We start from the raw sequence: 12,928 nt of genomic DNA, 5'->3' as shown, positions 1-12,928 counted from the left end.
GATCACGTACGTGGAGAGGACCGAGATGACATCCACCCCCGGCACCGCGCGCCTGCTGGCCGACCTCGCCGAACGCGTCGCCGGAGCCGGTTCGGAGCAGCGGGGCGCGCTGTGGCGGCTCGCGGAGCCCGGGCGGCAACTCGACGCCAACCTGATCCGCCTGCCGGCCGATGCCGTGGTGGACGAGCACCAGGAGAACGACCTGGACGTGCTGCTGCTCGTCGTCGCTGGCGGCGGCACGCTGTTGGACGGTGCGCGGGCGCTGCCGCTCGAGGTCGGCGGGCTGGTCTGGTTGCCGTGCGCCGCCCGGCGCGGACTGCGTGCCGGACCCGGGGGGCTGGTCTACCTCACCGTCCACCGGCGGCGTCCGGGCCTGGCCGTCCAGGGGGTCCGGACGGCCAGGCCCGTGGCCGAGGGTGGCGAGGCCGCCTGCCTGCTCCACCGGATCTGCCCGGCCTGCGGCGCGGTGCCCGATGGGGTCGCCCCGGCCTACTGCAGCCGCTGCGGTGAGCGGTTGGCGGCGGACTGACCGGCGGAGCAGGAGCGGGACGGCTGGTCAGACCCGGTCGGCGGCGATCAGCACGTACTGGAAGGAGCCGTCCTTGTAGGAGGAGAGAAACGCTTCTTCAATGCCGGTGACCAGCGAGGAGGTGGCCCGCAGCTCCCAGTAGGGCAGCGTCGCCGGCGTGAGGTCGATGACGGCCTGCGGCACGAGGCGGTTGTCGGCCATGGCGCGCAGGTACTCCCGGCGGGAGTGGATGTTGCACTCGAAGTGCGCGTTGATCTGCGACACCCACTTCGACGGCTGCCCGTAGACCGGGTTCCAGCAACCGGTGATGGTCACGTAGCGGCCGCCGACGGCGAGGATGCGGGAATGCTCGGCGAAGAGGTCGTCCAGGTCCACGTACATGCTGGACTCGTTGTTCCAGGAGCCCGCCACCTGCCCGGTCTCGAAGGGCATGTCCAGCATGTTGCAGACGCGGGAGCGGACGGAACGGTCGATGCCGAGCTGCTGGGCGCGCTGGTTGGCGAACTCGGCCTGCTTGGCCGAGAGGGTGACGCCTTCGACCCGGCAGCCGAACCGCTGGTGCGCCATGATCATGGAGCCGCCCCGGCCGCAGCCGGCGTCCACCAGCGTGGCGTCGCCCGGGACCTGGCCCAGGTGGTCCAGGAGGACGTCGGCCTGCGCGGACTCCAGCCGGTGCAGCTCGGCGATCACCTGCTTCTCGCGATCGCCCTCGTCGGACGCCGCGATCGCGGCGCGGTCGATCTCGCCGATGCCGTAGTGGTGGTGGTAGAGGCCGTCCACATCACCCAGGCGCAGGTTGACGGGTCGCGCCTCCTGGTCCCAGTAGCGGGCGATGTCGTCCTGGTAGGGCGTCGCCGGTCCGGGGATCTCGGCGGTCGTGTTCGGGTCGGCGATGAGGTCCGTTGTGGTCATTGGTGGTCAGCTCCTTGGTTACCAGAAATCGGGCAGGCTGTAGCGGTACGTGTTGGTGCAGTGCCAGTGGTGGTTGCCGTCGACCCAGGCGGCCACGCCGCGCAGGAACCGGACCACTGGTGGTGCGGGATGGGCGGCGGCGGCAGCGGCCGCGGCGGCCTCGAAGTCGTGCATGAGCTCGTTGTGGACCTCGACCGCCTTCAGGTACGCCTCGCGGTCGCTGCACCGTTCGCGCTCCGCGATCACCACCGGCAGGTTCAGGTGCTTGCCCGGGCTGGCGAGCTCCTTGGTGTACGAGTACAGGTCGTTGACGATGGTGGTGGCGTTGGAGCCGAGCGCGATGGCACGCTGAACGGCGGGCAGGGCGTGCAGCTCGGCGGGGAGCTCGTAGCCGTCGATGGTGTCGGTGATGGTCGGGCAGGGGCGGAAGTTGTTGAACTGGCGCATCGCCAGGTACTCCCACACCTCGGGCAGGTAGTCCGTCTCCGCCCAGGCGGCCTCGGCGAGGTATCCCAGGTGCAGACGGGCCATGTCGTGCCGGAACCGGTCCGCCTGGCTGGGCGTGGCCGCCTCGGTGAGGTACCGCATGGCGGAGTGGTAGGCGCGCCGGGGGGCGTCCGCGTGCAGCGACGCCTCCCAGTCCGGGTGGTACTCGTGCGTGGTGTGCAGGGGGTCGAGGGCGGTGTGCGCCAGCAGGAGCCGGCCACCGAGACCGATGGGTGAGCCGCCGTGGTCCTCGCAGTAGACGTCGTCCAGCGCGTTCTCGGCCGCCATGAGCCGGGTGGCGATCATCAGGTGGTCGATGGTGGGGGCCTCGGGGTGGCAGGCGACCATGTAGCGGCCGAGGTCGAAGCCGTCGAACTGGCCTTCCCAGTCCGGCGGAAAGAGCTGGACCTCCTCCACCGCCCACTGCTTGACCCGCCGACCCACCTCGGCCACCCGCTCGGGGTCGGGTTCGGGCACCGGGTGGTGGTAGAGGCCTGGAATCGGCCTGCCTGCTTCCGCCGGTGTCCCCTCCGCTGCCGCGTCAGGCGCCTGGCCGGGTGCGTCGGACCGGCCCGGGTGCAGGCTCGACGTGCCAAGGCCGCTCGGGCCGCGCAGAATCCGTGCGATGGATGCGGTGTTCGCTGTGGCGTTCACGGCCGCACCGCCGCGGGCCTGGCTGAGGCGGGCGCGGCAGGCGGTCTCCCGGCCTGGCCGGAGAACTGCGACCGCACGTCGGGGGTGAAGACGGTGAACCCGGCCAGGGGCATTGACCACTCCTTGTGCGTACTGGTGCGGACCGGCCGGCCCGAGACCGCCAGGGTCCGAACGCGCATCGGGGCTTTGATCCGGTTGGCAGACAACAGAGTTGTCGTCTCGCTCATCTAACTTAGCCAGCAGCGATATCCGCAATCCCCGCCCACCCCGCGCATACGCGCGCGCCAGCGGCGTGCGATCACCGGGGGCTTCACCCGGCGTTCCGTCGGAGACGGCTGCCGTCGCATGCTCAGGTGCGAGAATTCACCCACGTTTTCGGCGAGTGTCGGACAACTGGCAGTGTCAGTAGAGGAGTTGTACCACTCATTGGCCAGCTGCCATCCAGAGGAACTAGGTAGTTGATATGCTTAACGGTCAAGCATTTTCAAACCAATGCGCTGCAATTCGACGAGGTGGCGCGGATAATCAGCGGCTACTCGACTTGCTGTTGCCCCTGGCACTTTCGCTTGCTCGGCGACGGGTCCGGGCCAGCGGTGGACACGGTCTCGGCAGACCTTCGCGCCGGCTCCGTGTGCGGTGACCGAGCGTCAGATCAAGGCGGGCGGGGCACCTGCCCGCCGTTGCGAGGTCACGCGATCCCCTGGACTACATATGACGGTATCCGATATATGTAGTCCCATGACGGATCGTTCGATGCAGGAGCCCACGCTGCTCCTCCTCACCGCACTGGCCGATGCGCCCCGGCACGGGTACGCGCTGATCCAGGAGGTCGCCGTGATCTCCGGAGGCCGGGTGAAACTGCGTACGGGGACGCTCTACGGAGCGCTGGACCGCCTGCTCGGGCAGGGGCTGGTGCGCGTCGAGAGCGAGGAGGTGGTGGACGGGCGAGCCCGCCGCACCTACGCGCTCACCGACACCGGGCGCGAGGTGCTGACCGCCGAGGCCGAACGGCTGCGCGCGGTCGCCGCCGAGGCCGAACGCCGGCTCGCCGCCGCCCGCGCCCCGAAGCTGCGCACCGGGTTCGCCTCATGAGCGGCCTCGGGTTGAAGCTGGCGCTGTTGCTCCACCCGGCCGCCTACCGGCGGGAGTGGGGCGAGGAGTTGGCAGCGGTGTTCGCGGACACCACCGCCGGCACGGGCCGCTGGACCACCGCACGGGAGGCGGTCGACCTGGCCGGGCACGGGCTGCGGCTGCGGATCGGGCTGGGCTCCGACGGGCTGCCCGCGCAACTGGCCGCGCTGGCCGCACCGTTCGCGGCAACGGCGGCGGTGGCCTGGGGGCTCGTGTCGCAGCCCGGGCCCATGTCGGTGCTGATGCTCCTGGGGCCGAGGCACTGGCGGCAGTTCGGGATGCTGGACCTGTGGCCGTCCGCCACCGGCCTCCAGCTCGCCTCCTACTGGCTCGATCAGGCCGGCCTGCTGCTCTTGCTGCTGGCCGCCGTTGCGGCCGTGTGCGGTCGCTGGACGATGGCCCGGTCGTCCGGCGTGGTCGGCCTGCTGGCGACGCTGAGCGGTGACGTGATGGAGCTGACGGATTCCATGAGTTGGGCCGAAGGCCACTGGGCCCAGTTGATCGCCCGGGCGTTCGCCTGGTTCGGGCCGCAGGTACTGTGGGCGCTGATCCCGCTGGCCGCGCCGCGCGACCTGCTCGGACCTGCCGCCCGTCGGCGCAGCTGGAGCGCCCTGGCGGGAGCGCTGACCGGCGGTGTCCTGCTCGACACGGCGCTCGGAATGGGGCCGGTGAGGTGGCTCGGCTACGGCGCCGGCGCCGTGGTGGCGCTGGTGCTGGGTGCGACGGAACTCGCGCTGCTCGCGGTGGCCGTGCCCGCCCTGCTGCGCGGCCGGTACGGTCCGGCCGCCGCAGCGCTGGCAGGGTCTCCCGTCGTCGTCCTGATGCTCTTCATAGCCGGTTGCTTCCTGTGGAAGACCGCCGGCCCCGACGCGGCCGTGGCACTGCTCGGCGTGGCCACGCTGCTCACAGCGGGGCTGAGCCGCTGGCGGCCGACCATCCCCGACCGCCGGCCACCCACGGCCGGCTGACACCCCGACGGCTGGACCCGGCACGGGGGCCGGGCCCAGCCGCTTCCCTTTCCGGGATCGGGCTACCGACCAACTCCTCGGCTGGTGCGGCCTATCGGGCCTGGAAGTCGTGCCCGGCAGCGGGCGGTCGACCCGCTGCGCGATGAAGGCCGCCGGTACGCCGAGCGTCTCAGCGCCGCTGGAGCCACCACCGAGCTCGTCCAGGCAGGCGATCCAGCCCTCCCTGGTGGCGCCGGACCAGCTGTCGACACACCTGAGCCGTCCGCCGCCGATGACCAATCGCGTGTCATCCGCCGCGACCGCCTTGGCGGTCTCATCCATGAATACGAGCAAGTCGCATAAGGTGACCGGCTTTTCGGCACGCACAGGCCGGCTATCGTGCGAGGACGACCGGCTTCCACCCTGTGGTTGGACACTATCCGTTTACGCCGTGAGGGTGTGTCCTTGCTGGTGCCGCTGGCGGAACTCGAGTGGCGTGAGGTAGCCCCACTCCCATCGACTGCAGCATGTCCAACTCGCTTGTCTCACTGCGAAATTCAGTATTGGTTCTAGGTGGCTGAAGAAAGCTGGTCGCCCTAGCCGAGGGCGACGGCGACCAGCGGGTAGGGCGATGGCGGCTGAGGCCGCCGTTCGCGAAGCGGTGTGGACCGAACGGCTCGACCTGCGGTGCAGACTCGCCGTAAGCCGTCATCGCCAGGTCCGCGCCGTGGCCCGCGAGGCGGTCCGCCGCGCCGGCGGAGGTGTGCCCGGAGACTACCGCGCCGCCGTTCAGTCGCCCGCGCCCTCGCGCGGCGTGCCCGCGCCGCCGCGCTGTCCCGTGGCAGGGTCGGGGTCAGCCGCAGTGGCTCCAGCCGCTGGTCCAGGAGGTGCCGCGGTAGGAGCCGCCCCAGGACACGCAGATGTGTGGGGCGTGCTCGGTGACCGGGCCGGCGTAGTCGACGAAGTTGCCCGGGTTGCTCGTCGAGGCGCCGCCCTGGACGGCGAGGGTGGCGTTCATCGGGACAGCGCCGCTCGGGTGGGCTGCGAGGGTGACCGCACAGTCGACGCCGGTGGCGTTGTTGTACAGCAGGTAGACGGTGGCGTCGCCGAGGCTGTGCGAATCGATGACGCCGTACCCGGTGCCGCACACCTGACCGGGGCTGTACGGGTTGGCGGCGGCCGGAGGCGTCGGCGTCGGCGACCCCTTGGCGGTCGGGCCGGCGCCGGGAGTCTGCGCGGGGGCGGCTGGTGCTGTTGGTGCGGTGCTTCCCGCCGAGCCGCCCGGTGCCGGGGCGGCCGGGTGGCTGGTGGACCCGATCGGGTCGGCCGGCTGAGTGGCGGTCGACGGGCGGGGAGCGGTTGACGAAGGAGCGCCGGGTCGGACGCTCGCACCAGTCGACGCAGGAGCGTCGGGTGTGGCGCTGGCACCGGCTGACGCGGGAGCGCCGGGTCCGGTGCTCGAACTGGCCGACGGTGAGGCGCTGTTGCCGGAATCGGTGGCCGATGCTGTGGTGTCGCGCCAACCTGCTATGCCGCTGGGACCGACTCCCGCGAGGGCGGAACTGTGGCCGGGCTTCTGCCCCGAGCCGGTGACCTCGACCGCGGTGACGACGATGCCGCCCACAGCTGCCGCGGCCGCGACGCAGGCTGCCACCTTGCGGACCTGCTGGCGCCGCTGGGACGAGCGCTGGTAAGTCTCGGCGAGAGCCGCCCAGTCAGGTTCGGCGGTCGTCGCCGCCATCGGTTCGCCGCTCCAGAGCGGTCCTGGCCCCCGTGTGTCCGTCATGGGCCGACATCCTAGAACACCTGTTTTGGCCCGTGTGATAGCAGGTAGGCGGCGGACGCGCCGTCACCGGGCCGGCCCCGGCGCGGATGAGAAATTCGGCAGGCGCAGGTGCCCGCGGAGGTTCGAGGCGTTCGCGGCCGCCGAACCCGTTGATCCCGGCGCGTAATTGGCTGCCTATCAGGCCGGGCGGCTGGTGGTGGACCACTGGGTGGGGGAGGTGCCCGGTGACGCAACGCTCGGTGGGCTCATACGTGCGGTTCGCCGTGTGAGCCCACCGAGCCGAGGTTCACCAATCGATGCTTACACCCAGAACCAGTTCCGGGCCGGCTTCCGGTTGAGGATGCGGTGCAGTACAGCTGCCATGTTCGCTCACCTCCTCTCGGTCTCGTGGACCTGCCTGACGGTGCGGTGGACGGTGAAGGGCCGAGGGATGGCGCCCTCGACCATGACGGCGCGCATGTCGCCGCCAGTGACGGTCATACGGCAGTCGCTGGTGAGGGCGATCAGCGCTTCGGTCATCAACACATGCGCCACCGCTGCGCCGGCACAGGTGAAAGGGCCTGCGCCGAACGGTATGTAGGGACCGCGCTGGTGCGGTTCCGCCCAGCGGTCGGGTCGGAAGACGTCGTGGTCGGTCCAGCCTTGTTCGTCGTGGTGCAGCAGGTAGGGGCTGACCGAGAGCATCTCGCCCGCTTGGAAGGGGATACCGCCGAATTCAGTCGGGTGGGGGAAGGTGCGGCCGACCATCCACACCATCGGACGGTGCCGCAATGCTTCTCGCACGATCCAGTCCGCGGGCCAGGGCAGCGGACAATCCGATGTGTGGTGCGAGAAGGCCAGCAGAACCGACCACGCCAGTGAGGAGCTGACGGGCGCCACGATCGAACGGTACATCACCAGGAATACCTCGGCCACGGTCCGATCCGCCAGATTGTGCGGACAGGCGCCGAGCACGGCGTCCAGTACATCGCGGGACTCGCCCGCATGGTTCTCTCGGCGATATCCGACGTGTTCGGTGATCGCCGCGATGAGCTTGGCGCGCAGTATTTCCGCGCGCGCCCGCTGCCACGTGCCTGGAGCTTGGAATACGACGCCGCCATGGACGGCCTTGTCCATGAAGTGCCGGATCTGCGGCGGAGTGTCCGGATGTAACAGCAGATCTGCCAGGGCACGGTAGACAAGGTCGGTCGCCGTGGTCGGCCACTGGCTGACGGCCGGCAGTCGGGCCATCTCGGCGGAGAGCACCTCGCGGTAGTCCGCCACGTGTGCTCGCAGGAGGTCTCGTACCGCGTGGCCGACATCGACCTGTGCGGAACGGGTCGGCAGCAGGTCCCCGAAGAAGCCCGACCTGTCGCCGTTGAGCTCCGGGTCGCGTAGCAATGTGTGTGCCAGAGCGGCGTCACTCACGCACCTGCCGCCCCAGGGCAGTCGGAGTATGCCGTTTGAACTGCGGCGACGAAGTTCCTCGAGATACTCGAATGGATCGTGCTGGAGCCGGCGCTGATAGCCCACCCTCACCAAACCCCCCTGATGAGTCTTTGCCCTACGGCTCACGGACCTGAACTCGGTGACGTCGGCCCGTGTTTGTGGTGCGCCAGCTGACTCTAGCCGAGCGGTCGTCGTGTGGGAACAGTCGGTACGGGTACCGCTTTCGGATTCACGCTCCGTAGTGCCGAATCCAGTTGTGAGTCATTTTGATCAGGCGTATTGACTTGTCAGGACCGAAAGCCGCACACGAGTCCGCGCCTGCCGAGAATGTCATCCGTGCAGTTCAAGGGCTTGTGGGCGGCTGGCGCAGGATGATCAGTCGTGTTGCTTCGCTTGGCGTACCTGATCGTCAGCAACGTGTTCGCCGCCTTCCGACTGCTGCCGACTCGGGTGCTGCCGCAGCCCAAGGTCGATCTGTACGCGGCGATCCGCCGCGACGCGCACCGGCCGATCGGATTCAGCCCGCACTCGAGGTGGCCGGCCTGGTGCCTGGTGCCTGGTGCCTGGTGCCTGGTGCCTGATGCCGGATGGCGGCCCGTCCTCGGCTGAACAGGGGACGGCCGCTCGGGGTCAGGCGCGGCAGCGCAGCATCGTCAGCGGGGGGTTGGCGGCGTAGTCGTCCCAGAAGTCCCTGCCGTATTCGCGCACGCCGGCGGCGGAGACCTCCAGGGGAACCCAGGTGACCTCGTTGAATCCGGCCGCCCGCAGGCACTTCTCGAAGACCTCGCGGCTGGGCGGGTTCGCGACGAACGAGATCGGCGGGTCGAGGAGCGCGGTGAGCCGCTCGCGCGGGCCGATCTCGGTTTCCTCGCCGAGCGATTCGCACAGGAAGCCGTACTTGGCCAGGGACGGCCCGTCGAAACGGAAGTCCGGGTTCTGCGTGAAGACGAAGAACTCGGCGCCCTCCGCGATGCTGCGGCGGATGTTGTGGCACATCCGCTCGATGGTGGCGACGTCCTCGGCGTAGTTGAACAGCTGGACCGCAACCGCGATGTCGAAGCGCTGCTCGAAGGTGCGCAGTTCGGCGACGTCGCCGACCTCGTAGTGCACGCCCAGGGGGTCGCTGTCCTCCAGGCCCCGGGCCGCGTCGACCATCGCGGAGGAGATGTCCACGCCGAGGACGTGGGACGCGCCGCGGCGCTTGAACTCCCGGCTGTAGAAGCCGGTTCCGGAGGCCAGGTCGAGGATCGACTTGCCGTTCACATCGCCGACGAGGGCGAGGAAGCCGGGCACCTCCGCGTAGCGCGCGAGAGGGAGGGTCTTGAAGCCCTCGAACGCCTCGCCGATCTCGTCGTACAGCTGACCGCTCATCGTGCTGTTCCCCCTCTGTCCTTGGCGTCGGCCTTCGGGACAGGCCGCAGCCCTTGGCGGGAAGTCTTCCTCCCATCGGCCGGGCGTCGCATTGGCGGAAGCCACGAATATGCCGTGGCCCGCAGCTGGTGCGGTCTTCGTGTTCGTACCGGATGACTGCTGCTGGACGCGTCGAAGACGTGAGCACCAGTCAAGGGGCTCCGGTGGTGGCCAGTTGTCCCACGCTGAGCCAGGCCATGACCTGGGCCGGCCCGACGAGCGGCCGATGGATCACAGGCGGCGAGCTGCTGCTCGACCACTTCGCGGGTTGGTGAGGAATGATCACAGGCATGACCGATCCCCGCGAAGTGGTCGAGCAGCAGCTCGCCGCCTACAACAGCCACGATGTGGACGCCTTCGCCGCCACCTACGCCGAGGACGTCCTGGTCCAGCGGCGCAACGGCAGCCCCATGCAGGGCCGTCAAGCTCTGCGTGACGCATACGCCGGACTCTTCGCCGAAGGCCGCTGCCGGGCGGAGATCCTGGGGCGGCTCACCGAAGGCGACTGGGTGGTCGACCACGAACTCGCGCATGGCCTGGCCGACGAACCGATCCGCGTCCTGGTGGCCTACCGTGTGCGCGAAGGTCTCATCGACCGCGTCGACTTCCTCAGCTGAGCAGCATGGTCCCGTTCCGGCGGCCCCCGCGCAGCGCCGCCCGACGGTGATGTCACCGGCCGACCCACCGCACAGACCACCTGCGACGTAGACGGCCCGGCGCGGCACGCGAGCACGGCGGTGCACCGCGGCAGGCCGGCTCGTCTGGCGAGCTCAGCACGGTCACCGAGCGTGACTGTCCGGGGCAGAGAACGCGGACGGCAGGAATCCGAGGAGTGAGACAACGAAGAAAGCCTGGCGGAAAAATCCGGGCACGGTGCTAGACATGACAGCATGGTCGAACATGGCGACCGATCGCAGATCGTATTCAGAAAGCCACTGATCGCGAGAAACCGACGCAGCGTAGCCACTCAGGTATTCGCTCTGGAACTCGTGGTCGTGGTCCTCCTCGTGCTCGGGGCGATCCTGGCGCAGGTCCTGGAGTCGCGGCGGAGCAGCGATGCCGAGGCGAAGAACAGGTCGATTGCGGTCGCGGAAACCTTCGCACATTCTCCTGGCCTGCTCGCGGCCCTCAAATCGCCCGATCCCTCGGCGATTCTCCAGCCGATCACCGAGGCCACCCGCAAAGTGGCCGGCGTCGACTTCATCGTGGTCATGAACGACCAGGGAATCCGCTACACGCACCCGCTGCCGAGCAAGATCGGCCAACGGTTCGTCGGCACCATCGGCCCGTCCCTCCACGGGCAGATCTACACCGAGAGCGTGCACGGCCCGCTGGGCCACGAGGTCCAGGCGACCGTGCCGGTGACCGCCCCGGACGGATCGGTACCCGCCCTGGTGTCGGCCGGGCTCAAGGTCAAGAACGTCACCGCCGCCGACAACCGGCTGCTGCCGCTGATCCTCGGCACCGGCGGCGTCGCCGTCCTGGTCGCCACCACCGGCACCGCGCTGATCGCCCGCAGGGTGAAGCGCCAGACCCGCGGCATGGATCCGGGCGAGCTGGCCCGGATGTACGAGCACCACAACGCCGTCCTGCACGCGGTCCGGGAGGGGGTGGTCATCGTCGGACAGGACGGGCAGCTGCTGCTGGCCAATGACGAGGCGCGCGAGCTGCTGGGTCTGCCCGCGCAGGCTGAGGGCCGGCACGTGGGCGACATCGAGGGTCTCACCCCCGAGACCGCCGACCTGCTGCTGTCGGGCCGGACGGTCACCGACGAACTGCTCCACGTCGGCAGCCGGCTCGTCGCGGTCAACCAGCGGCCGACCGGCCCGCAGAGCCGCGCCATGGGGACGGTCGCCACCATTCGCGACTCCACGGAGCTGCTCGCTCTCTCCGGCAAGGCCGAGGTGGCCGGCCAGCGCCTCGCCCTGCTGTATGAGGCCGGCGTGGGCATCGGCACCACGCTCGACGTCGAGCGCACCGCTGAGGAGCTGGCCGGGGTCGCGGTGCCCGGCTTCGCGGACTTCGTCACCGTCGACCTCGCCGACCCAGTGCTGCAGGGCGAGGAGCCCACCGGCGGCGCCGTCAATCTGCGCCGCACCGCTGTCCACGGCATCCGCGACGACCACCCGTTCTACCCCTGCGGCCGACTGACCGCCTTCATCCCGTCCTCCCCGATGGCCCGCGGTTTCGACAGCGGCCGCTCGCAGGTCGTCCCCGATCTGGAGGTCGCGCACGGCTGGCGGGCCCAGGACCCCACGTGGACCGGGCACATCCTGGACTACGGCGTCCACACGCTGATCACCATCCCGCTGAAGGCCCGCGGCATCGTCCTGGGCGTCGTCAACTTCTGGCGGTCGCAGAAGCCCGAGCCGTTCGACGACGACGACCGCTCGCTGGCCGAGGAGCTGGTCGCGCGGGCCGCCGTCAGCATCGACAACGCCCGCCGTTACACCCGCGAGCACGCCATGGCCGTGACCCTGCAGCGCAGCCTGCTGCCGCGCGCCCTACCCGACCAGAGCGCACTGGAGGTCGCCCACCGTTACCTGCCCGCGCAGTCCGGTGTGAGCGGCGACTGGTTCGACGTGATCCCGCTGCCCGGCAGCCGGGTCGCCCTGGTGGTGGGCGACGTGGTCGGCCACGGGCTGCACGCCGCCGCCACCATGGGCCGGCTGCGCACGGCTGTACACAACTTCTCCACGCTCGACGTGCCGCCCAACGAGGTGCTCGGCCACCTCGACGAGCTGGTCAACCGGATCGACCAGGAGGAGGCCGACAGCGGTACCGGCACCGGCGTCACCGGCGCCACCTGCCTGTACGCGATCTACGACCCGACCTCCCGGCTCTGCACCATCGCGACCGCCGGCCACCCGCCGCCCGCGCTGGTCGAGCCCGACGGCAAGGTCGTCTTCCCGGACCTGCCGACCGGCCCGCCGCTCGGCGCGGGCGGGATGCCGTACGAGACGACCCAGCTGGAGCTGACCGAGGGCACCCAGATCGTGCTCTACACCGACGGCCTGATCGAGGAGCGCACCCGGGACTTCGACGTCGGCATGGACCTGCTGCGCGCGGCGCTGTCGCAGCGCGACCGGGATCCGGAGGAGAACTGCCGGGCGGTGCTGGACGCGCTGCTGCCGGAGCACCCGCAGGACGACGTGGCACTGCTGATCGCCAGGACCAGGGTGCTCGGTCCGGAGCGGGTCGCCGAGCGCGACGTGCCGTCCCACCCGGCCGCCGTCGCCGACATTCGGGCATGGAGCGCGGCGACGCTGGATGAATGGGGCCTGGGCGAGCTGTCCTTCGCCACCGAGCTCGCCCTGAGCGAGCTGGTCACCAACGCCATCCGCTACGGCTCGGACCCGGTGCGGGTCAGGCTGCTGCGCGACCGCAGCCTGATCCTGGAGGTCTGCGACGGCAGCAACACCTCGCCGCACCTGACCTACGCGGCGAGCACCGATGAGGGCGGCCGCGGCCTGTTCCTGGTAGCCCAGCTCACCGAGCGCTGGGGCACCCGCTACACGCCGCACGGCAAGATCATCTGGGCCGAGCAGGCCTTCCCCGCCCAAGTCCGCACCCTGACCCCGCAACGTCACGAGACCCCGCACGCCGTCCCGCTGCCCTCGCCGTGAGCCGTGCCGCCAGCGTGTG

The 12,928-nt window shown here is 70.1% G+C and carries 12 protein-coding genes; 7 read left to right on the top strand and 5 right to left on the bottom strand.

Features of this window, described 5'->3' with window-relative positions; genetic code table 11:
* Positions 1-25: 25 nt before the first annotated feature.
* On the top strand, positions 26-529 hold the full coding sequence (locus P3T41_RS09770; RefSeq protein ID WP_280689243.1) for a hypothetical protein: 504 nt from the start codon (positions 26-28) through the stop codon (positions 527-529).
* Positions 530-556: 27 nt separating this feature from the next.
* Here the strand turns inward: P3T41_RS09770 and P3T41_RS09765 are convergent, their stop codons facing one another.
* Together P3T41_RS09765 and P3T41_RS09760 are read right to left on the bottom strand one after the other, a co-directional pair.
* Positions 557-1,441 (bottom strand): geranyl diphosphate 2-C-methyltransferase, encoded by an 885-nt coding sequence (locus P3T41_RS09765; RefSeq protein WP_280689242.1) that lies wholly within the window; start codon positions 1,439-1,441, stop codon positions 557-559.
* An 18-nt stretch (positions 1,442-1,459) separates the two neighbouring features.
* Positions 1,460-2,830: a family 2 encapsulin nanocompartment cargo protein terpene cyclase gene (locus tag P3T41_RS09760; RefSeq protein ID WP_280689276.1), complete on the bottom strand. Its 1,371-nt coding sequence runs from the start codon at positions 2,828-2,830 to the stop codon at positions 1,460-1,462.
* A gap of 489 nt (positions 2,831-3,319) precedes the next feature.
* Between P3T41_RS09760 and P3T41_RS09755 the strand changes: the two genes are divergently transcribed.
* Together P3T41_RS09755 and P3T41_RS09750 are read left to right on the top strand one after the other, a co-directional pair.
* Positions 3,320-3,673 carry a PadR family transcriptional regulator gene (locus tag P3T41_RS09755; protein ID WP_280689241.1) on the top strand — a complete coding sequence of 118 codons (354 nt, stop codon included), beginning with the start codon at positions 3,320-3,322 and terminating at the stop codon, positions 3,671-3,673.
* Positions 3,670-4,680, top strand: coding sequence for a hypothetical protein (locus tag P3T41_RS09750; RefSeq protein WP_280689240.1), 1,011 nt, complete (start codon positions 3,670-3,672; stop codon positions 4,678-4,680). The genes P3T41_RS09755 and P3T41_RS09750 overlap by 4 nt, the downstream gene beginning before the upstream one ends.
* An 832-nt stretch (positions 4,681-5,512) precedes the next feature.
* On the opposite strand, the gene P3T41_RS09745 is transcribed toward P3T41_RS09750, so the two are convergent.
* Together P3T41_RS09745 and P3T41_RS09740 are read right to left on the bottom strand one after the other, a co-directional pair.
* On the bottom strand, positions 5,513-6,445 hold the full coding sequence (locus P3T41_RS09745) for a hypothetical protein (protein WP_280689239.1): 933 nt from the start codon (positions 6,443-6,445) through the stop codon (positions 5,513-5,515).
* A gap of 369 nt (positions 6,446-6,814) precedes the next feature.
* The gene (locus P3T41_RS09740) at positions 6,815-7,957 is read right to left on the bottom strand and encodes a cytochrome P450 (RefSeq protein WP_280689238.1); all 1,143 of its coding nucleotides are present in this window, start codon (positions 7,955-7,957) and stop codon (positions 6,815-6,817) included.
* A gap of 297 nt (positions 7,958-8,254) precedes the next feature.
* Here P3T41_RS09740 and P3T41_RS09735 point away from each other — a divergent pair, with 297 nt between their 5' ends.
* Positions 8,255-8,482, top strand: coding sequence for a hypothetical protein (locus P3T41_RS09735; protein WP_280689237.1), 228 nt, complete (start codon positions 8,255-8,257; stop codon positions 8,480-8,482).
* Between the two features lie 21 nt (positions 8,483-8,503).
* Here P3T41_RS09735 and P3T41_RS09730 read toward each other — a convergent pair whose 3' ends face one another.
* The gene (locus tag P3T41_RS09730) at positions 8,504-9,244 is read right to left on the bottom strand and encodes a class I SAM-dependent methyltransferase (protein ID WP_280689236.1); all 741 of its coding nucleotides are present in this window, start codon (positions 9,242-9,244) and stop codon (positions 8,504-8,506) included.
* A 179-nt stretch (positions 9,245-9,423) separates the two neighbouring features.
* Here P3T41_RS09730 and P3T41_RS09725 point away from each other — a divergent pair, with 179 nt between their 5' ends.
* From P3T41_RS09725 to P3T41_RS09715, 3 genes are all read left to right on the top strand, one after another.
* Positions 9,424-9,558 carry a hypothetical protein gene (locus tag P3T41_RS09725; RefSeq protein ID WP_280689235.1) on the top strand — a complete coding sequence of 45 codons (135 nt, stop codon included), beginning with the start codon at positions 9,424-9,426 and terminating at the stop codon, positions 9,556-9,558.
* Between the two features lie 15 nt (positions 9,559-9,573).
* Positions 9,574-9,900, top strand: coding sequence for a nuclear transport factor 2 family protein (locus P3T41_RS09720; protein WP_280689234.1), 327 nt, complete (start codon positions 9,574-9,576; stop codon positions 9,898-9,900).
* Between the two features lie 273 nt (positions 9,901-10,173).
* The gene (locus tag P3T41_RS09715; protein WP_280689233.1) at positions 10,174-12,909 is read left to right on the top strand and encodes a SpoIIE family protein phosphatase/ATP-binding protein; all 2,736 of its coding nucleotides are present in this window, start codon (positions 10,174-10,176) and stop codon (positions 12,907-12,909) included.
* Positions 12,910-12,928 lie beyond the last annotated feature (19 nt).

Source organism: Kitasatospora sp. GAS204B (assembly GCF_029892155.1).
GTDB lineage: Bacteria > Actinomycetota > Actinomycetes > Streptomycetales > Streptomycetaceae > Kitasatospora.
The sequence above is the reverse complement of the archived record's forward strand: the minus strand, read 5'-3'. Positions and strand labels throughout refer to the sequence as shown.